This is a genomic window from Streptomyces sp. NRRL WC-3742, assembly GCF_000720635.1.
Lineage (GTDB): Bacteria > Actinomycetota > Actinomycetes > Streptomycetales > Streptomycetaceae > Kitasatospora.
The window spans coordinates 79,248-98,185 of record NZ_JOCF01000023.1 but is presented as its reverse complement, the minus strand read 5'-3'; the positions used below and the strand labels follow the sequence as shown (position 1 = coordinate 98,185).

Annotated in this window: 15 protein-coding genes; 12 read left to right on the top strand and 3 right to left on the bottom strand. The window is 73.4% G+C overall.

Annotation, left to right across the window (positions count from 1 at the left end):
* Positions 1 to 150 precede the first annotated feature (150 nt).
* From IH61_RS0115085 to IH61_RS0115055, 7 genes are all read left to right on the top strand, one after another.
* Entirely contained in the window at positions 151 to 1,407 is a 1,257-nt protein-coding gene (locus IH61_RS0115085; RefSeq protein WP_031069794.1) for an SLC13 family permease, read from the top strand.
* Positions 1,408 to 1,411: 4 nt separating this feature from the next.
* Positions 1,412 to 1,900, top strand: a complete 489-nt coding sequence (locus IH61_RS0115080) for a universal stress protein (protein ID WP_031069793.1) — start codon at positions 1,412 to 1,414, stop codon at positions 1,898 to 1,900.
* A gap of 155 nt (positions 1,901 to 2,055) precedes the next feature.
* On the top strand, positions 2,056 to 2,976 hold the full coding sequence (locus tag IH61_RS0115075; protein ID WP_031069791.1) for an NADP-dependent oxidoreductase: 921 nt from the start codon (positions 2,056 to 2,058) through the stop codon (positions 2,974 to 2,976).
* A 173-nt stretch (positions 2,977 to 3,149) separates the two neighbouring features.
* On the top strand, positions 3,150 to 5,567 hold the full coding sequence (locus IH61_RS0115070) for a SpoIIE family protein phosphatase (RefSeq protein ID WP_199823318.1): 2,418 nt from the start codon (positions 3,150 to 3,152) through the stop codon (positions 5,565 to 5,567).
* A gap of 164 nt (positions 5,568 to 5,731) precedes the next feature.
* Positions 5,732 to 6,427, top strand: a complete 696-nt coding sequence (locus IH61_RS0115065; protein WP_031069787.1) for a FadR/GntR family transcriptional regulator — start codon at positions 5,732 to 5,734, stop codon at positions 6,425 to 6,427.
* 315 nt (positions 6,428 to 6,742) lie between these two features.
* Positions 6,743 to 8,806: an alpha-L-fucosidase gene (locus IH61_RS0115060; RefSeq protein ID WP_031069785.1), complete on the top strand. Its 2,064-nt coding sequence runs from the start codon at positions 6,743 to 6,745 to the stop codon at positions 8,804 to 8,806.
* A 66-nt stretch (positions 8,807 to 8,872) separates the two neighbouring features.
* Positions 8,873 to 10,822, top strand: coding sequence for an alpha-amylase family protein (locus IH61_RS0115055; RefSeq protein ID WP_031069783.1), 1,950 nt, complete (start codon positions 8,873 to 8,875; stop codon positions 10,820 to 10,822).
* A 68-nt stretch (positions 10,823 to 10,890) separates the two neighbouring features.
* On the opposite strand, the gene IH61_RS0115050 is transcribed toward IH61_RS0115055, so the two are convergent.
* Both IH61_RS0115050 and IH61_RS0115045 read right to left on the bottom strand, forming a co-directional pair.
* Positions 10,891 to 11,253: a DUF1304 domain-containing protein gene (locus tag IH61_RS0115050; protein ID WP_031069781.1), complete on the bottom strand. Its 363-nt coding sequence runs from the start codon at positions 11,251 to 11,253 to the stop codon at positions 10,891 to 10,893.
* Between the two features lie 122 nt (positions 11,254 to 11,375).
* On the bottom strand, positions 11,376 to 11,876 hold the full coding sequence (locus IH61_RS0115045; protein ID WP_158844982.1) for a hypothetical protein: 501 nt from the start codon (positions 11,874 to 11,876) through the stop codon (positions 11,376 to 11,378).
* Positions 11,877 to 12,067: 191 nt separating this feature from the next.
* Here IH61_RS0115045 and IH61_RS0115040 point away from each other — a divergent pair, with 191 nt between their 5' ends.
* Positions 12,068 to 12,541, top strand: coding sequence for a DIP1984 family protein (locus IH61_RS0115040; protein ID WP_031069777.1), 474 nt, complete (start codon positions 12,068 to 12,070; stop codon positions 12,539 to 12,541).
* Between the two features lie 344 nt (positions 12,542 to 12,885).
* On the opposite strand, the gene IH61_RS0115035 is transcribed toward IH61_RS0115040, so the two are convergent.
* Positions 12,886 to 13,926 carry a LacI family DNA-binding transcriptional regulator gene (locus IH61_RS0115035; protein WP_031069774.1) on the bottom strand — a complete coding sequence of 347 codons (1,041 nt, stop codon included), beginning with the start codon at positions 13,924 to 13,926 and terminating at the stop codon, positions 12,886 to 12,888.
* Positions 13,927 to 14,200: 274 nt separating this feature from the next.
* On the opposite strand from IH61_RS0115035, the gene IH61_RS0115030 reads away from it, so the two are divergent.
* The 4 genes from IH61_RS0115030 (at position 14,201) to IH61_RS0115015 (ending at position 18,882) form a co-directional block, all read left to right on the top strand.
* Positions 14,201 to 15,205: an expansin EXLX1 family cellulose-binding protein gene (locus IH61_RS0115030; protein ID WP_031069773.1), complete on the top strand. Its 1,005-nt coding sequence runs from the start codon at positions 14,201 to 14,203 to the stop codon at positions 15,203 to 15,205.
* 144 nt (positions 15,206 to 15,349) lie between these two features.
* Entirely contained in the window at positions 15,350 to 15,880 is a 531-nt protein-coding gene (locus IH61_RS0115025) for a SigE family RNA polymerase sigma factor (protein ID WP_031069772.1), read from the top strand.
* Positions 15,877 to 16,662, top strand: coding sequence for a hypothetical protein (locus IH61_RS0115020; protein WP_031069769.1), 786 nt, complete (start codon positions 15,877 to 15,879; stop codon positions 16,660 to 16,662). The genes IH61_RS0115025 and IH61_RS0115020 overlap by 4 nt, the downstream gene beginning before the upstream one ends.
* A 393-nt stretch (positions 16,663 to 17,055) precedes the next feature.
* Positions 17,056 to 18,882 (top strand): glycoside hydrolase family 6 protein, encoded by a 1,827-nt coding sequence (locus IH61_RS0115015; RefSeq protein WP_031069768.1) that lies wholly within the window; start codon positions 17,056 to 17,058, stop codon positions 18,880 to 18,882.
* Positions 18,883 to 18,938 lie beyond the last annotated feature (56 nt).

Genomic DNA, 18,938 nt, shown 5'->3' with positions numbered 1-18,938 from the left:
TCGTGCTGCGGGTGGCCCCGGCACCGGGCCTCGCGCACCTCCCCCGCGCCGACGCCGACGGCACCGTCCCGACCGGTTACATTCCTTCCGGCTCACCTGCGCGAATCCGGCCCCGGTGGGTGGTCACCGTCGCCTGCGAGGAGCAAGACCCTGAGTACGTCGTTCGCCGAAGCCCTGTCCGTCGGGCTGCTGGTCCTGGTCCTGGTGTGCGCGGTGGCCCGGCCCTGGGGCTGGCCGGAGGCGGTCGTCGCGGTCCCTGCGGCCGGGCTCGTGGTGGCCGTCGGCGCGATCTCCTGGGACCACGCGGTGGCCGAGGCGCAGCGGCTCGGGCCGGTGATCGGGTTCCTGGCGGCCGTACTGGTGCTGGCACAGCTCTGTGACGACGAGGGCCTGTTCCGCGCCTGCGGGGCGTGGATGGCTCGCACCTCGGCCGGGAGTCCGCGGCGGCTGCTGGTGCAGGTCTTCGTGATCGCGTCGGTGGTCACGGCGGTGCTCAGCCTGGACGCCACCGTGGTGCTGCTGACGCCGGTGGTGTTCGTCACCGCGGCCCGGCTCGGCGCGCGCCCCAAACCGCACCTGTACGCCTGCACCCACCTGTCGAACACCGCCTCGCTGCTGCTGCCCGTCTCCAACCTCACCAACCTGCTGGCCTTCACCGCCAGCGGACTGGGCTTCACCCGCTTCGCCGCCCTGATGGCCTTGCCGTGGCTGGCCGCGATCGCCGTCGAGTACGCGGTGCTGCGCCGGTTCTTCGCCGCCGACCTCGACGCGGGCGCCCCCGCCCCGGCCGCGGTGGAAGCCCCGGAGCTGCCGCTGTTCGCGCTCGTCACCGTGGCGGGCACGCTGGCCGGCTTCGTCCTGGCCTCGATCGTCGGCGTCGACCCGGCGTGGGCGGCGGCGTGCGGCGCACTCGTCCTCGCCGTCCGGGCCCTGGTCCGGCGCCGCGCCACCCCGGTGACGATCGTGCGCTCGGCCGCCGTTCCGTTCCTCGCCTTCGTCCTCGCGCTCGGCATCGTGGTCCGGGCGGTGGTGGACAACGGACTCGCCTCCGCGCTCGGACACCTCGTCCCGGACGGCACCTCGCTGCCCGCCCTGCTCGGCGTCGCGGCGCTGGCGGCCGTACTGGCGAACGTCATCAACAACCTGCCCGCCACCCTCGTCCTGCTCCCGCTGGCCGTCCCCTCCGGCCCGGGCGCCGTCCTGGCCGTGCTGCTCGGCGTCAACATCGGCCCCAACCTCACCTACGCCGGCTCACTGGCCACCCTCCTGTGGCGGCGGATCGTCCGCGAGCACGACACCGAGATCGGCCTGGGCGAGTTCACCCGGCTGGGACTGCTCGTCGTACCCGCGGCCCTGGCGGCGGCCGTGGTAGCACTGTGGGGGTCCCTGCAAGTCATCGGAGGCTGACCGCGTGACCGTCGTCGTCTGGATCACCGAAGGCACCTGGCCCGCCTGCGTGGACGCCGCCCGCGCCCACGCCCCCGGGGCGGCGGACATCGTCCTGCTCCACGTCAGCGGCCAGGAGATCCCCGGCGTCGCGCACGGCGCGTTCGCCGGGCTGCTCGGCCGCGGCCACCGCGAACGCGACCCCGGCACCTGGGTGGAGACGCTCGCGGCGGACTCCGCCCGCCACCTCCTCGAGGCCGCGGCCGAGCGCCTCGGCCGGCCCTGCACCCGGGAGGAGCGCACCGGGCGCGTGGAGCGCGAGGTCGTCACGGCGGCCGAGGGCGCCGCCCTGCTCGTCCTCGCCCGCGACGGCGACCGCAGCCGCCTCGGACCCCACAGCCTCGGCCCCGCCACCCGCTTCGTCGTCGACCACGCCCCCTGCCCGGTCCTCCTCGTCTGGCCCGAACCCGCGCCCGGCACCGCCACCATCCCTCCCCCGCCCGACGGCCGGTAGCGGCGGACCGCGGCCGGTGAGCGACCCGCCGCCCGGCCCCCTCCGACGGCTCTGCGCGGGTGCCGGACCCCGGCACCCGGCATAGCGTGGCCGACGGCTCCCGCCGACGCGTCGCGGTGCGCGGGAGGACGGCCCCGATCCCAGGAGGACGGCTCATGCGCGCGGTGACCTACGACTCGTACGCCCAGGACAACTCCCGGCTGCGGTACGGCGACGTGCCCGACCCGAAGGTGGGCCCCGGCCAGGTGCTGATCCAGGTCCGGGCGGCCTCGGTCAACCCGGTGGACTGGAAGGTCATGGCCGGTGGTCTGGACGGCATGATGGACGCGGTCTTCCCCGTGATCCCCGGCTGGGACGTGGCCGGCGTCGTCACCCGCACCGGCCCGGACACGCCCGAGTTCGCCCCCGGTGACGAGGTGATGGCGTACGCCCGCAAGGACGTGGTGCAGGGCGGCACCTTCGCGGAGTACGTCGCGGTCTCCGCCCCCGCGGTGGCGCGCAAACCCGCCGCCCTCGACTGGGCGCAGGCCGGGGGCCTGCCGCTGGCCGGCCTGACCGCGCTGCGCAGCCTGGACGCGCTCGCCGTCGGCCCCGCCGACGTCCTCCTGGTGCACGGCGCCGCCGGCGGTGTCGGCAGCCTGGCCGTCCAGCTGGGCCACGACCGCGGGGCCCGGGTGATCGGCACCGCCTCGGAGCGCAACCACGCCTTCGTCCGCTCACTGGGCGCCGAGCCGGTGACCTACGGGGAGGGTCTGGCCGAGCGGGTGCGCGCGCTGGCGCCCGGCGGTGTGTCGACCGTGGCCGACTTCGTCGGCGGGCAGCTGGAGACCACGCTGGCCGTGCTCGCCGACGGCGGCCGCCACGTCTCCATCGCCGATCCGGCGGTGACGCAGCACGGCGGCCGCTGGCTCTGGGTCCGGCCGGACGGCGCGAAGCTCGCCGAGCTCGCGGAGGCGGTCGACCGCGGCGTGCTGACCGTGGAGGTCGCGGATACCTTCCCGCTGGAGAAGACGGGGGCGGCCTTCGACGCCAGCCGCACCGGCCACACCCGCGGGAAGCTGGTCATCGTGCCGTGACGTCCGCCGCCCGGCGGGCGGGGGCCTTCGGCGGGCGGGGGCCTTCAGTAGGCGGGGGCCTTCGGCAGGCCGGGGTCTTCGGCGGGCGCGACCCGAATGGCACGACCTAGGCTTGACGGCAGCGGCCGGAATCCGTTCCGGCGTGCACGGTTGCCCGGACGGAGGTCTGGCACGTGGACTCGGCTGATGTGCGGGACGCGCCCACGGCGGTCGTCGTGGTGGACGCGGACGGCGTGGTGAGCGGCTGGAGCGAGGGCGGACTGCTTCTGCTGGGCTGGACGGCGGAGGAGGTCGTCGGCCGGCCCGTGACCGACCTGCTGGTCGATCCCCCACCGGGGTTCCCCGGGGACGTCGACGGCTGCGACCCGGACCCTCTCACCCTGCGCCACCGGGACGGTTCCCCGGTGGAGGCCGTGGTGACGACCCACCCGCTGCACGGAGCCGACGGCCTGGCGACGGGCCGCGTGGTGACCGTGCAGCGCTGGGGACGGCGCCCGGTGATCGCCGACCGGGCCTTCGAGCAGTGCCCGTTCGCCCTGGGGATCTACGACCCCGAACTGCGCTTCCAGTGGATCAACGCCGCCGCGTGCCGGGTGATCGCGCACTCGGAGGAACAGGTCCTCGGCGAGAAGTACCGCGAGCTGTTCCCCGAGTTGGACGACGCCGCGTACACCCACCAGCTCGCCGAGGTGGCGAGGACGGGGACGGCCGCGCGGCTCATCACCGTCTACCGCCCGCTCGGCAGCGCCTACGCCAACGCCTGGGCCACCAGCATGTGGCCCGTCCGGGACGCCGAGGGCAAGGTCCGCGCGGTCGCCAACTGGGGCTTCGACATGAGCGCCGAGTACTGGGCCCGTCAGCGCCTGCTCCTGCTCAACGAGGCAAGCCGCGGCATCGGCCAGACGCTCGACGTGGTCAGCACCGCGGAGGAACTGGCCCGTACCTCGGTCCCCGGCTTCGTCGACCTCGTCACCGTCGACCTCTTCGAGGAGGTGCTGCGCGGGGAGGAACCGCCCCCGAGCGCCGAGGTCACCGCCGGTGGATCGATCACGCTCAGCCGGGCCGCCCGGCACACCGAGCGGGAGCACCCCGGCTGGCCTTCCGGTTCCGGGACGCCCATCGTCTACGCCCACGGTTCCGTCCCCGCCCGTTGCATGGCCACCGGAAGGTCCATCGTCCAGCTCTCCGCCGAACCCGACCAGGGCGGTGAATGGGCCTTCGGGCCCGGGCTCGCCGCCGACCCGGCCCACTGGCCGCCGGGCACCCCGCTGATCGACCGGTCCATCGCCGCCCAGGGGGTGACGGGCCGGATCACCGTGCCTCTGCTGGCGCGCGGTGCCCTGCTCGGCGTCGTCGCGTTCACCAAGCGCGACCGGCCCGAGTCCTTCACCGCCGACGACCTGATCCTCGCCGAGGAACTGGCCGCCAAGGCCGCCGTCGCCATCGACAACGCCCGCCGCTACACCCGCGAGCACACCACCGCGCTGACCCTGCAACGCAGCCTGCTGCCGCAACGACTGCCCGGCCACGGGGCGGTCGACGTCGCCTCCGGCTACCTGCCCGCCGGGGCCCGAGCGGGCGTGGGCGGCGACTGGTTCGACGTCATCCCGCTCTCGGGCGCCCGGGTCGCGCTGGTCGTCGGCGACGTCGTCGGCCACGGCGTGCACGCCTCGGCCAGCATGGGCCGGCTGCGCACGGCCGTCCGCACCCTGGCCGACGTGGACCTGCCGCCCGACGAACTGCTCACCCACCTGGACGACCTGGTCCTCCACCTCCCCGACGACCCGAGGCCCGAAGGCGGTTTCGAGTCGGCCGGCGAGAGCGGTGCCACCTGCCTGTACGCCATCTACGACCCGGTCTCCCGCCGCTGCGCGATGGCGAGCGCCGGCCATCCGCTGCCGCTGGTCGTCTCCCCGGACGGCACCAGCGCCCCGGTCGACGCGCAGCCCGGCCCCCCGCTCGGCGTCGGCGGACTGCCGTTCGAGGTCACCGAGATCGAGCTGCCCGAGGGCAGCCTGCTCGCCCTCTTCACCGACGGGCTGGTGGAGAGCCGCGAGCGCGACGGCGAGCAGGGGACCGCCGACCTGCTCCGGGTCCTGAGGGAACCGGCCGCCTCGCTGGAGGCGCTCTGCGAGAGCGCGATGAAGACCCTCCTGCCCGACCACCGCACCGACGACGCGGCCCTGTTGCTCGCCCGCACGCGCGCGCTGGACCCGGAGCACGTCGCCGACTGGGCGATCGAGCCGGACCCGGCCCAGGTCGCGCGTGCCCGGCGGCTGGCCACCGACCGACTGACCGCCTGGGGCCTGGAGGAGGCGGCGTTCGTCACCGAACTGGTCATCAGCGAGCTGGTCACCAACGCCATCAAGTACGGCGAGCCGCCGATCAGGCTGCGGCTGATCCGCGACACCGCGCTGATCTGCGAGGTCTCCGACGCCAGCGACACCAGCCCGCACCTGCGCAGGGCCCGCGCCTTCGACGAGGGCGGCCGCGGCCTGATGCTCGTCGCCCAGCTCACCCAGGGCTGGGGCACCCGGCACGCCACCCACGGCAAGACGATCTGGTGCGCGCAGAGCCTCGACCCGACCTGACAGGTCACTCCCGCTTCCCGCCGAACCGGTTCCACAGGGGTGGTACTCCGCCCACTCGGCCGCCGGTGGCACGGCCGGGCCGCCCGTGATGTGGGAACTGGGACCGTGAAGGGCCGACCCGCCCTCTATGCTGCGGAGATCAGATGATCAGGAAGGGCGGAGCCGTGCCAGTCACCGACGAGGCCATCGAGAAGATCAAGGCCATGATCGTGAGCGGCGAGCTCCGCCCCGGCGCGAGGCTCCCCAAGGAGGCCGACCTCGCCGAGCGGCTCGGGCTCTCCCGCAACTCGCTGCGGGAGGCGGTCAAGGCCCTCTCCCTGATCCGGGTCCTCGACGTGCGCCAGGGCGACGGCACGTACGTGACCAGCCTGGAGCCCGAAGTCCTGCTGGACGCCCTGGGGTTCGTCGTCGACTTCCACCAGGACGACACGGTGCTCCAGTTCCTGGAGGTGCGCCGCATCCTGGAGCCCGCCGCCGCCGCGATGGCCGCCCGGATCATGCCCGAGGAGGAGATCGCCGCCCTGGGCGAGGTCCTGGAGGGGCTGGCCGAGGACGCGTCGCTGGAGGAACTCATCGCCAACGACCTGGAGTTCCACCGCAGGATCGCGGCCGGGTCGGGGAACACCGTGCTCTGTTCGCTGATCGACGGCCTCTCCGGGCCCACCATGCGCGCGCGGATCTGGCGCGGGCTGACCGAGGAGGGCGCGGTGGAGGGCACCCGCTCGCAGCACCGCGCGATCCTCGACGCCATCGCCGGCCGCCGCCCGGACCTCGCCCACGCCTGGGCGACCGTGCACGTCGCCGGGGTCGAGCAGTGGCTCCGCGACACCCTCGGCGAGGCGGGATCACCCCTGGGCTAAGGCCGGTCCGGGTGATCGTGCCGGGCGAATTGACCCGATGACTCTACAGGGTCCCGAGCTGCCCCGGCCTTCGGAAACGGAACCGTCGAAGAACAGGTCGACCCCTTCGTCGACCTGCGCTTTCGGCTACCCTCGGGCCCGACGGCGGACCGTTCGGGGGCACTGACGCCGGTTCAGCACGGGCCGCAGAGCGCCCGTAGTCATCCGACATATCGCCGTCAGATGCCTTGACAGTCCGCTCCCTCCGCCGCGATACCTGTACGTGACTCACCGAGCCCACCACTCGGCGGGCGTTCCAGGGCGAACGGAGCATCCATGTCACGATCCATCAACCGGCGAAGCATGCTCACCGGCCTGGCGGCTGCCACGGCCGCCACCGTCATCGGACCCGGCGGCGCTCTCGCCGGAACAGCCGAAGCCAGCGAATCCGCCGGAACAGCCGGACTCGCCGAATCCGCCGACGCGCCCATGGACGCCGGCGCGCCGCTTCCCCTCGTCCCCCTGCGCATACCGAAGCTCGACCAGGGCACCTGGCAGCAGCCGGACAGCGGCATCCAGTGGATGCGCGACAACAAGCTGGCCCTGTTCGTCCACTGGGGTGCCTACGCGGTGCCCGCCCACGGCGAGTGGTACATGTTCGCCGGGAAGACCAAGCCGAGCGACTACCGCGCCCAGTACGCCGCCGCCTTCGCGAACCGGTCGCAGTCCGTCGACCCCGCCGCCTGGGCCCGGCTGGCGAGCGATCTCGGCGCCGGCCACGTCGTTCTGACGACACGTCACCACGACGGTCTCGCCCTGTGGCCCGCCGGCCACCCCAACGCCTGGTCCACGGGCGCGGCGCCGTTCCCGGCGGGAACGGACTTCGTCAGGCGCTACGTGGACGCCGTGCGCGCGGCCGGCCTGCGGGTCGGGCTCTACTACTCGCCGATCGACTGGCGCTACCCCGGCTACTACGACGTCACCGGGGCGAAGCCCCCGCAGCCCGCCCTCACCTCCGACTGCGTACTGCCGGGCAGCCCGTACCCGTGGAACTACGAGGGCTCCGATCCGGCCGGCTTCGACTACCACGAGAACGCCAGGACCATGAAGAACGAGGTGTACCAGTCCGTCAAGGAACTGGTCACCGACTACGGCGCGGTCGACGACATCTGGTGGGACGGCGGCTGGCTGGCGCAGCAGGGCAGCGACGCGGACGGGTCCTTCTTCTGGGAGCCCGGCCAGTACCGCGACCCGGCCAACAGCTGGCCGGTGGACGCCGCGTACGGCGACACCGAGCCGGGCACCGGCAGGCCCCTCGGGCTCACGGGCCTGGTGCGCCGGCACCAGCCGAACGCCGTGGCCGGCTCGCGTTCGGGCTGGGTGGGCGACTACGACGTGGAGGAGGGGGGCTACGTGTCGACCGGGCCCCTCCGGTCCGGCCGCCTGGTCCAGAAGGCGTTCAGCATCTCCGGCACCACGTGGGGGTACGACGGCGACAACGCCGTCTCCCTCTCCGCGGCGCTGGCCGTGTTCGTCAACGCCTTCGTCCGCGACATGTGCGTGATCGTCAACGTCGGCCCGGACGCGACCGGTACGGTCCCGAGCGCCCAGGCGGCCGTGCTCCGACAGGTCGGCGGGTTCATGAGCGCCAACCGGGAGGCGCTCCACGGCACCCGCGGCGGACCGTGGAACCCGGTGGACGGCCAGTACGGGTTCACCTTCGCCGACCGGACCGTCTACGCGCACCTACTGGCCGGGTACGGCGGCGGCAGCGGCTTCACGACCCCGTCGCTGGGCGACGCGAAGGTGGCCTCGGTCCACGACGTGGCCTCCGGGAACCCCCTCCCCTTCACCTCGGCCGACGGCAACGCCGTCACGGTCACCGGCATCGACCGCACCCGCTACCCGGACGACACGATCGTGGCGATCGTGCTCGACCGCCCGGTAGTCCCGACGGACATCGCCCGCGGCCGCCCGACCACGGCCGACAGCGTGGAGACCTCGCACGGCAACGTGTCCGCCAACGCGGTGGACGGGGACACCTCCACCCGCTGGTGCGCGGCCGACGGCGGCACCGGGCACTGGCTCCGGACCGACCTCGGCTCGGAGCGTGCGGTGACCGGGGTCCGGATCGCCTGGGAGACGCCCGGGAAGGCGTACCGGTTCCGGATCGACGGCTCGACGGACGGGTCCACCTGGACGACGCTCGCCGACCTGAGCGGGAACACCACCGCCGCGCAGGTGCAGACCCTGGCCTTCACGGCCTGGACCCGCTACGTCCGAGTGACCGTCACGGGCCTGGACAGCGGTGCCTGGGCGTCGATCCGCTCGCTGGAGGTCTACGACCGCCCGTTCGTCGATCCGGCCGTCCCGAACTCCCCCGCCGCCGCTGCGGGCTGATTGACTCGAGGAAATGTGAACGCAAACAATCACTTTCGCAATCCTGCCCTCTTCCCCCGCCGGACCGTGCACCTGGACTTCCACACCGGCCCCGACATCCCGGACGTGGGACGGGACTTCGACCCGGCGACCTTCGCCCGGACCTTCCGGGAGGCGCGCGTCGACAGCGTCACCGTCTTCGCCAAGTGCCACCACGGGCACCTCTACCACGGAACCGACCGGCCGGAGCGCCATCCCGGCCTCGCCCCCGGGCTCGACCTGCTCGCCGAACAGGTCGACGCCCTGCACTCCGTGGGCATCCGTGCGCCGATCTACCTCTCGCTCCAGGTCGACGAGTACGCCGCCCGGGAGCACCCCGAGTGGGTCGCCCACGACGAGAACCTGAAGATCACCCGCTGGACCCCCTCGGCCTTCGAGCCCGGCTGGAACGTCCTCGACATGTCCAGCCCCTACGCCGACTACTTCGCCGACCAGCTGGACGAGGTGCTGCGCCGCTTCGCCCCGGTGGACGGGGTCTTCGTCGACATGTGCTGGACCCAGCCCAGCGCGAGCCGCTGGGCCGTGGACGGGATGCGCGAGGAGGGCCTGGACCCGGCCGACGCCGACCACCGGGTCCGCTACGCGAACCTGGTGGCCCAGCGCTACATGGCCCGCTACTCCGCGATGGTGGAGAAGGCCCTGCACCCGGACTCCGCCATGGGCGTCTGGTTCAACGGCCGGCCGAAGACGGGGCTGACGGAGGAACGGCAGTTCGTACGGCACGTCGAGATCGAGGGCCTGCCCACCGGCGGCTGGGGGTACGCGTTCCTGCCGTACGTGGCCCGCTTCGTCCGCCCGCTCGGGCTGCCGACGCTCAGCCACACCGGGCGCTTCCACGAGAGCTGGGGGGACAACGCCGCGCTCAAGCCCCGGGCGGCGCTGCTCTACGAGAACAGCCAGATGCTGAGCCAGGGCCTGACCAGCGGCGTGGGCGACGTCCTGCACCCGCGGGGCGTGCCCGCCCCCGCGGTGTACGACCTGATCGGCTCGGTCTACCGGCACATCGAGGCGTGCGAACCCTTCCTCGACGGCGGCCGCGTCGTCAGCGAGCTCGCCGTGGTCGTCGACCCCGGCCTCGGCGACAACCCCGGGCCGAGCAACATCGGCGCCGTCCGGGCGCTGCAGCAGCTCCGCGCGCAGTTCGACGTGGTGCCGCCGAACGCCGACCTCGGCGGGTACCGGGCCGTCGTCGTGCCGGAGACCACGAGGGTCGACGACGCCCTCGCGGAGCGCCTGCAGGCGTACCGGCTGGCCGGCGGCGCGGTGGTGCTGGTCGGGCCCGCGCTGCTGCGGGACGGCGGCGAACCTGCTCTCCCCGGCCTCCCGGTGGAGGGCCTGGCCCCGGCCCCGGCAGGCGAGTCCTTCCTCGCCTGCGAGGGTGTGCCCGGGGTCCCGGAGGACTTCCCGGTGATCAGCCACGGCTCCCGGCTCACCGCCCTGGCGCGGCCCGGCGCCGAGGTCCTGGCCCGGGTGGTGGAGCCGTACTTCCCGCGCTCCTGGGACCGGTTCTGCGGCCACTCCTACACTCCCCCGGCGGACCGGAACGAGGAGGTGGCCGTCGCCGTCGGCGGCGGCGTGGCCGCGGTGGCCGTGTCGCTGCTGGACGCCTTCCACGCGCACGGCCTGGAGACCTACCGCCTGCTGCTCGGTGCGGTCCTGGACCGGCTCCTGCCGGACCCGCTCCTGCGCGCGGGCGGTCCGGTCCACCTGGAGACCACCGTCGTCCGGACCGCCACGGGCACCGTGGTGCACCTGACCAGCTTCGTCCCCTCCCGGGAGACCCCGGAACTGGACCTGGTGCACGACCCGTTCCCGCTGGTCGACGTACCCGTCGCCCTCCGGCTCGCCACCGCGCCGCGCTCGGTGCGGCTCCAGCCCGCCGGGCAGGAGCTCGTCTGGCACCACGACGGCGAGTACGTCCACACCCGGGTCACCACCGTGGACGGGCACGCGATGATCGTCGTCGAGCACGACTGACGCGACGGGGCCCGGCGCGGCCGATTCCGTCGGCCGCGCCGGGCCCCTCGGTGGGCCTGTCCTGGGGGTCAGTGGGCCAAAAGCACCAGGGCCAGCACGACCGCCGCCGGGACGGTCTGCACGAAGAGGATCTTCCGGGAGGCAGTCACCGCGCCGAACACCCCGGCGACGGCGACGCAGACGGCGAAGAAGACCGTCACCCGGAACCCGACCGGGTCGGAGGCGAACGCGCCCCAGAGGAGCCCGGCGGCCAGGAACCCGTTGTACAGGCCCTGGTTGGCGGCCATCGCCTTGGTCTCCAGCGCGAACGCCTCGGACGTACCGAACGAGGCCCTGGCCCGGGGCGTGGTCCACAGGAACATCTCCAGGACCAGGATGTAGACGTGCAGCAGGGCGAGCATGACGACCGCAATCGCGGCAACTGTGGACATGCCGGGCATAGTACGCGGTCGCGGGAGCCGGGCCGGGAGCCGAGCCGGTATTTTGTTCAGGCTCCCGCTCAATCGTCAACTCCGGCCCGGGCCACGTCCGGTCGCCTCCGGTCGAACAGCCCTCAGGCGCCCTCGACGTCGCGGCGCTCCAGCCCTGCCGCCCGGGCGCGGGCCCCGGCGACCTGGGTGGCGATCGAGACGGCCAGCCGCTGGGGGTGGGCGACGTGCAGCAGGAGCAGCGGATCGGACTGGTCCCGGAGCAGCAGCGCCACGGCGGTGTGATGAAGCACCGTCTGCTCCCGGCCACCGCCGAGCCGGTGCGTCTCGGTCCGGCCGGGGACGAAGCGGACGTCCAGGATCTCGGCCCAGCCGAGCAGCACCGACTGCCGCTCGTCCGCCGAACGCAGCCTCAGACCCTCCGCGCGCACCTCCACCGCCCGCATGCCCGCGCTCGGGGGCAGCCGGCCGACGACCAGGAGGCCGCCGAGCACCACGGCGTCCACCACCAGCCCCTGCCACCAGACGCCCTGGTACATCAGCAGCCAGAACAGCAGCACCAGGGCGCCGAAGGCCCACTTCCACACCACCATCGGGACATGGCGGTGGACACGGTGAACGCTCACAACCCCACCGCCCGGCGTAGCCGTTGCCATCGACTCCCCCAACCCAATCGTTTGGCCCAATCGTTTGGGTTGGATGATAGGCGCGCCCCCGGGCGTGGCACCAGGGGTTTGCGCCCGGTCCCGCCGGAGGCGAGCCAGGCACCGCGTGCATACTTGCCGGACGATCGGTGAGACGGACAGGTGATGGTGCGGTGAAACTGGCTGAAGCGCTCGCGCAGCGCGCGGCTGCGGTGCGGCGGGTGGAGCAGTTGCGGGCGCGCGTCGTCGGGAGCGCCCGCTACCAGGAGGGCGAGGAACCGGCCGAGAGCGCGGCGGAGGTCCTGTCCCAGGCCGGAGAGGTGCTGGACGAGCTGGAGCGGCTGATCCGCCAGATCAACCGGACCAACTCCACCGCGGTCATCGAGGGCGGCGGCACTCTGACCGACGCCCTCGCCCGACGGGACGTCCTGCGGCTGCGCCACTCGGTGCTCACCGCGGCCGCCGACGCCGCCTCCGGACGTGACCAGCGCGGAGCCGTCCGGCAGATGCGCTCCGAACTGCGGATGCTCTCCGCCCTGCCGGTCGCCGAACTCCGTGCCCAGGCTGACGTGCTGGCCAAGGAGATCCGCGAGGTGGACACCCTGATCCAGCGCACCAACTGGGAGATCGACCTGATCGAGGACTGACCCACGAGCTGGGTGTGGGAAGCAGGTAGTCGTCGCGGAGGCGTGCACACACCGCGGGCCGGCGGTTCATCCGGCCCTTGGCGCGTGAAGAGCAACGCAGGGGGTTCGATTCCCCACCGAAACAGTGCAGCTCAGCATCGCGTACAGGTGACACAGCACACCGCACAGCACACCACCACGTGCAGATCCGGACGACGAGGGCGGGAACGGGGCGCCCCACACCCGGTGCGAGGGCCGTGCACACCGGCACGGCCCTCGCGCCTGCCCCACCCCGGAACCCCGGTTGCGCAGCTGAACTCGATGGAGCCGGAGCGCCACCGGGTCAGTGCCGGAAGCGGGTCGGGTCAGAGAAGTGACGGGCCGACGGGTCGGCCGCTGGTGGCCCGCTCGACCAGCTCGGGCGCGAGCCGCCGCGACCGGGCCGGCTCCCCGTCGATCCGGCGCAGCAGCTCCCGCACCGCGATCCGGCCCTGTTCGGCCATGGGCGAGCGGACGGTGGTGAGCGCGACCGGCAGTTCCGCGGCGACCGGGGTGTCGTTGAAGCCCGCCAGGGCGAGGTCCTCCCCCGGGCGCAGGCCCAGGTCACGGGCGGCGCCCAGAACCCCTATGGCGGCCAGGTCGTTGACCGCGAACAGAGCGGTGGGGCGCCGGTCGGCGGTCAGCAGCGCGGTCGACGCCCCGCGACCGCCCGTGGTGTCGAAGGCGCAGTGCCGCACCAGGTCGGCCGGCACCGGGAGACCGGCCTCGGCGTACCGGTCGACGAAGCCGGCCGTGCGGTCGGTGCCGGTGCTGGCGAAGGGCTCGCCCGCGACGCAGCCGACCCTGGTGTGCCCCAGCCGCAGGAAGTGCTCGGCCACCAGGCGCCCGCCCCGGTAGTCGTCGCAGGTGACGGCGGGAAGGTCGCCCTCCGTACGGCGGTTGACGAGGACGTGGGGCGTTCGCCCGAGCGCCGGGTCCGCCAGGGCGGCGCCGTCCAGGTGCGCGTCGCCGATGATGAGGCCGTCGACCCTCCGGCCGAGGACCATCGCGATCCGCTCGCGCTGGCGGACCGGATCGTCCTGGGTGTTGGTGACGAAGGCGGCGAGCCCGTGCCGGGCCGCCTCCTCCTCGATGCCCTCGTAGATGGTCGCGACGACGACCTCGGACAGCCGCGCGAACACCACCCCGATCAGGTTGCTGCGCCGGGTCCGCAGGCTCACGGCGGCGGGGTTGCGGCGGTACCCCAGCTCCTGGGCGAGTTCCCGGACGCGGCGGGCCGTCGCTCCGGAGGCGGCCCGCCGTCCGTCCGCGTCGGCCCCGTTCAGGACCCTGGAGACGGTGGAGACGTCCAGTCCCAGCTGATCGGCGATCGCCCGCAGGGTCACCGGGCGGTTCTCGATGGCCATGACCGACTCCTTCTCCTCCACGACCGCCCATTGTGCGCGACCGCCGCACCGGCGCCGCACGCGGGCAGTCGACGGGAGTTCGACGACAGGCCCTGGCACTACGCCAGTAGTGGCACTACTTCCGTAGTGCCACTACTGGCGTAGTGCCCGCTCGGGCGGCCCGGGAGGCCGTCCGCGGCTGCCGGAAATTCTTTCCGTGCGGGCGGCAACCTTTGCGGCGACGGCGGCAACCGGGTCATGCAACGTCGAATCGATCTACCTGGAATGGATGGGCATGAAGGCAACGAAACACGCCGTCACCCGGGCGCGGCGCGGACGATGGCCGGTCAGGGGCGTTCCGTTGGCGGTGGCGGCCGTCGCGGTGCTGGTGTGCCTGGGCCTGGCGCTCCTCACGGGGAACGGGGGCGGAGCCGGTACCCCGCAGCCGGCCGCCGCCACCGCCGCCGTCTCCGCGGCGGCCACCGAACCGAGCGCTCCGCCCGGTTCCGGGGCCCCGGTCGATGCGGCGCCGTCGGAGTCGCCGTCGTCGGCCGCCGCCTCCGTGACGGCCAGCCCCGCCCCGACCGCCACCCCCACGGCCAAGCCCTCCGCCTCCACCGCCGCCCCGTCCCCCGCGGCCGCCACCGGCAGCGCCCGTGCCGTGACGTCCACCGCCTCCCTGGCCGGGCGGATCAAGCCGGGGACGAGCTACCCGGGAGTCGCCACCTCCTACGACGCGGCCGACGGCAACGGCGCCTGCTCGTTCGGGCCCTCCGGCGACCTCATGGTCGCGGCGATGAACCACACCGACTACGAGTCGTCCAGCGCCTGCGGGGCGTACGTGCTCGTCCGCGCCGCCGGTGGGGCGAGCATCACGGTGCGGATCGTCAACGAGTGCCCGCTGCCCTGCGCGCCCGGGCAGCTCGACCTGAGCCACGAGGCGTTCGCCAAGCTCGCCGAGCTCTCGGTGGGCCGGCTCCCGATCACCTGGACGGTGCTGAGCCCCGGCACGGCGCCGGACACCGTGTCGATCCGGTACAAGACCGGGTCCAGCCAGTGGTGGTGCGGGATCCAGGTGATCGGCCACCGGAACCCGGTGGCCGCGCTGGAGGTCCGGAGCGGCGGCGGATGGCGGCGCCTGTCCCGCACCGACTACAACTACTTCCTCTCCCCGGACGGCAGCGGGTGCGGCGGATCGATCAGGGTCACCGACGTCTACGGGGAACAGCTGACCGTCGACGGGATCGCGGTGAAGCCGGACGTCATCCAGCCGACCCGCGTCCAGTTCGCCCGGCATTGACCGCGCCGCCCGCTCACCAACCGCCGCCCGCCCGCCGCCCGCCGGCCGCGACCTTCGGGGGCGGACACCGCCCCGAACAGGGGCGATGCTAGGCTCATGCCGGTTGTTAACGCTCACATTGCAGGGAGAGGGCGACCGGGGGAAATGCTCCTCGATGACACGTCCGCGGAATTCCACCAGTTCTTCGAACGCCACTACGCCGAACTCGCCCGCCTCGCGCACCTCCTGACCGGCGAGGCGGACGCGGCTGACGACCTCGCCTCGGACGCCTTGATCGCGCTGTGGCAGCGCTGGGACCGCCTCCGCGCGGCCGACCACCCGCTCGCCTACGCCCGCGGGGTGGTCGCCAACATGGCCCGGGAGCGCATCCGCAGCGCCGTCCGCGAACGGCGCCGGGTCCTGCTGTTCTGGACCCGCAGCCCCGAGAAGACCGAGGGACCGGACGTCGCCGCCGTGCTGGACGTCCGCGCGGCGCTCGCCCGGCTGCCGTTCCGCAAGCGGGCCTGCGTGGTGCTGCGGCACGCCTTCGACCTCTCGGAGAAGGACACCGCCGCCGCGCTCGGCATATCGGTCGGTACGGTGAAGAGCCAGACCTCGAAGGCGATGGCCGAGCTGGAGAGAGCACTCGGCGCACGAGCGGCCGGCGAACTGACGACAGGAAGGAGGAACCGTTGAACGAGCACATCGCCCGGCAGCTGCGCGAGGCCGCCGAGGCCCACCAGCCCGACCGCGCACGGATGCTGGCCCGCGTGCAGCGCGGCGCGGCCGGTCCCGCCGTCCGTCACCGCGCCCGGTCGGGCCTGCGATCCTGGCCCAAGATCGCGCTTGCGGGCATCGCCGCCGTCGGCGCCCTGGCCACCGGCGGACTCGCCGTGGCCGGCATCGCCCCCTGGACCCCGCAGCCGCCGGCCGCCACCACGGCACCGGCCGACCCCTCGCCGACGCTCACGCCGACGCCGACCGGCTCCGCTCCCCCGAGCGCACCTCCCGCACCGGCGACCGTCGCGCCGCCCGCCGCCACGCCGACCGTGCCCCGGCCGACCCAGTCGGCGAGCAGCCGGGCCCAGAACGGGCCGCTGTGGTCGGAGGGTTCGATCGATCCGCACAGCACCGTGTACTGGGCCCAGAGCAACCTCACCCTCAGGACGGGCCAGCCGCTCACCTCGCTCACCGTCGAACTGCGCGTCGCCCAGACCGGCGACGTACGGGACACCGGTAACTGGCGGACCCTGCCGACGGACGACTTCACCGTCACCGTGCAGGAGAGCGGCGGCGCGCTGGTCTACCGCTGGGTGCTCAAGCCGGGCCGCACCGTCCCGGCGGGGCAGCACGAGTTCGCCGCCCAGTACAACCACGCCACCGGGGTGCGGGCGGCCGCGAACGACGGCTACCGCGTCGACGCGGTGTCCGCGGGCGGCTCCGCGTCCGTCTCGGGAGGGTTCTCTCCGGGGCGGTGAAAGGTACACACCGGTGAAGGTATGCACCGGTGAAGGAACGCGCACGTGACAGGGGCGCCCGCTCGATCGAGCGGGCGCCCTGTGCACAGCCGGGTCATGAAGGGGTGGGGTGGGTGGCGATCGTCCGGGGCTGCGTGGCGGGCGATCGCGGTGGTTCCACGACAGTGCTTGAGCAGAGTGCTTGACCAGTGGGAGCGCTCCCACTGTGCGGGATCGCCCCGCGACCGGTCAAGAGGGCCGACGAGTTCCGCAACTCGCGCAACAAATCCCGTCAACTCCCCTTCTCCTCGGCGGCAGTTGGCGCTACCGTCGGTGGCCACCAGTGGGAGCGGTTCCATCAGTCGGCGCGCCGGGAGCGGCGCGCCCTCGAGCGCACTGAAAAGGACCCCCACCATGAGCCGCACCACCCGCGGTACCCACGCACCGCGCCCCACCGTCAACCGGCTGCGCAGCAGCCGGACCGCCCTCCTCGCCGCCCTCGGCCTGCTGGCCGCCTCCGGCGCCACCGCCACCGTGCTGTCCAGCTCCGCGGGAGCCGCCTCGGCCGGCTGCCGGGTCGACTACCAGGTGTCCAACCAGTGGAACACCGGCTTCGGCGCCAACGTCGTCCTCACCAACCTCGGTGACCCGGTGAGCTCCTGGACCGTGGAGTGGACCTTCGCCGGCGGCCAGCAGGTCACCCAGGGCTGGAACGCGACCGTCACCCAGTCCGGGACCGCCGTCACGGCCGCGAGCCTCTCGTACAACGGCAGCCTGGCGACCGGCGGTTCCACCTCCTTCGGCTTCAACGGCTCGTACAGCGGCACCAACCCCGTCCCCACCGCGTTCAAGCTCAACGGCGTGTCCTGCAACGGCGCCACCACGCCGCCCACCACCCCGCCCACGACACCGCCGACGACCCCGCCCACCACGCCGCCGACCACACCTCCGACGACCCCGCCGACGACGCCGCCCACCACCCCGCCCGGCACTCGCGTCGACAACCCGTACGCCGGTGCGAAGGTCTACGTGAACCCCGAGTGGGCCGCGCACGCCGCCGCCGAGCCCGGCGGCACCAGGGTCTCCAACCAGCCCACCGGCGTCTGGCTCGACCGCATCGCCGCGATCGCCGGCGCCAACGGCAAGATGGGGCTGCGCGCCCACCTCGACGAGGCGCTGCGCCAGAAGGGCAGCGGCGAACTCGTCATCCAGCTGGTGGTCTACGACCTGCCCGGCCGGGACTGCGCCGCCCTCTCCTCCAACGGCGAACTCGGCCCGACCGAGATCGACCGGTACCGGACGGAGTTCATCGACCCGATCGCGGCCGTCCTCGCCGACCCCAAGTACGCCGCCCTGCGGATCGTCACCACCGTCGAGCTGGACTCGCTGCCGAACCTGGTCACCAACACCACGCCGCGGGCCACCGCCACCCCCACCTGCGACGTGATGAAGGCCAACGGCAACTACATCAAGGGCATCGGCTACGCGCTCAAGAAGCTCGGCGCCATCCCCAACGTGTACAACTACGCCGACGCCGGCCACCACGGCTGGCTCGGCTGGGACGACAACCTCGGCCCGTCCGCCGAGCTGTTCAAGCAGGCGGCGACCTCCGAGGGCGGCTCCCTCTCCGACGTCCACGGCTTCATCGTCAACACCGCCAACTACAGCGCGCTCCAGGAGAAGAACTTCACCATCGACGACACCGTCGGCGGCACCTCCGTCCGCCAGTCGAAGTGGGTGGACTGGAACCGCTACGTCGACGAGCTCTCCTACGCCCAGGGCCTGCGGGCCAAGCTGGTCTCGCTGGGCTTCGACTCCAACCTCGGCATGCTGATCGACACCTCGCGCAACGGCTGGGGCGGTACCGCCCGGCCGGCCGGTCCCGGGCCGCAGACGAGCGTCGACGCCTACGTCGACGGCGGGCGCTACGACCGGCGGCTGAACACCGGGAACTGGTGCAACCAGGCGGGCGCGGGCCTCGGCGAACGGCCGCAGGCCGCCCCCGCTCCGGGGATCGACGCGTACGTCTGGATGAAGCCCCCGGGCGAGTCGGACGGGGCCAGCAAGCCGGTCTCGAACCCCGACGGCAAGGGCTACGACGGGATGTGCGACCCGGCGTACACCGGCAACCCGAGGAACAACAACCACATGTCCGGCGCGCTGCCGAACGCGCCGCTGTCCGGCGAGTGGTTCTCCTCCCAGTTCCAGGAGCTGATGAAGAACGCCTACCCGGCGCTGTGACGCGGCGTTGAGCGCGCCGGCCGTCCGGAGTCCCCTCGGGGGCTCCGGACGGCCGG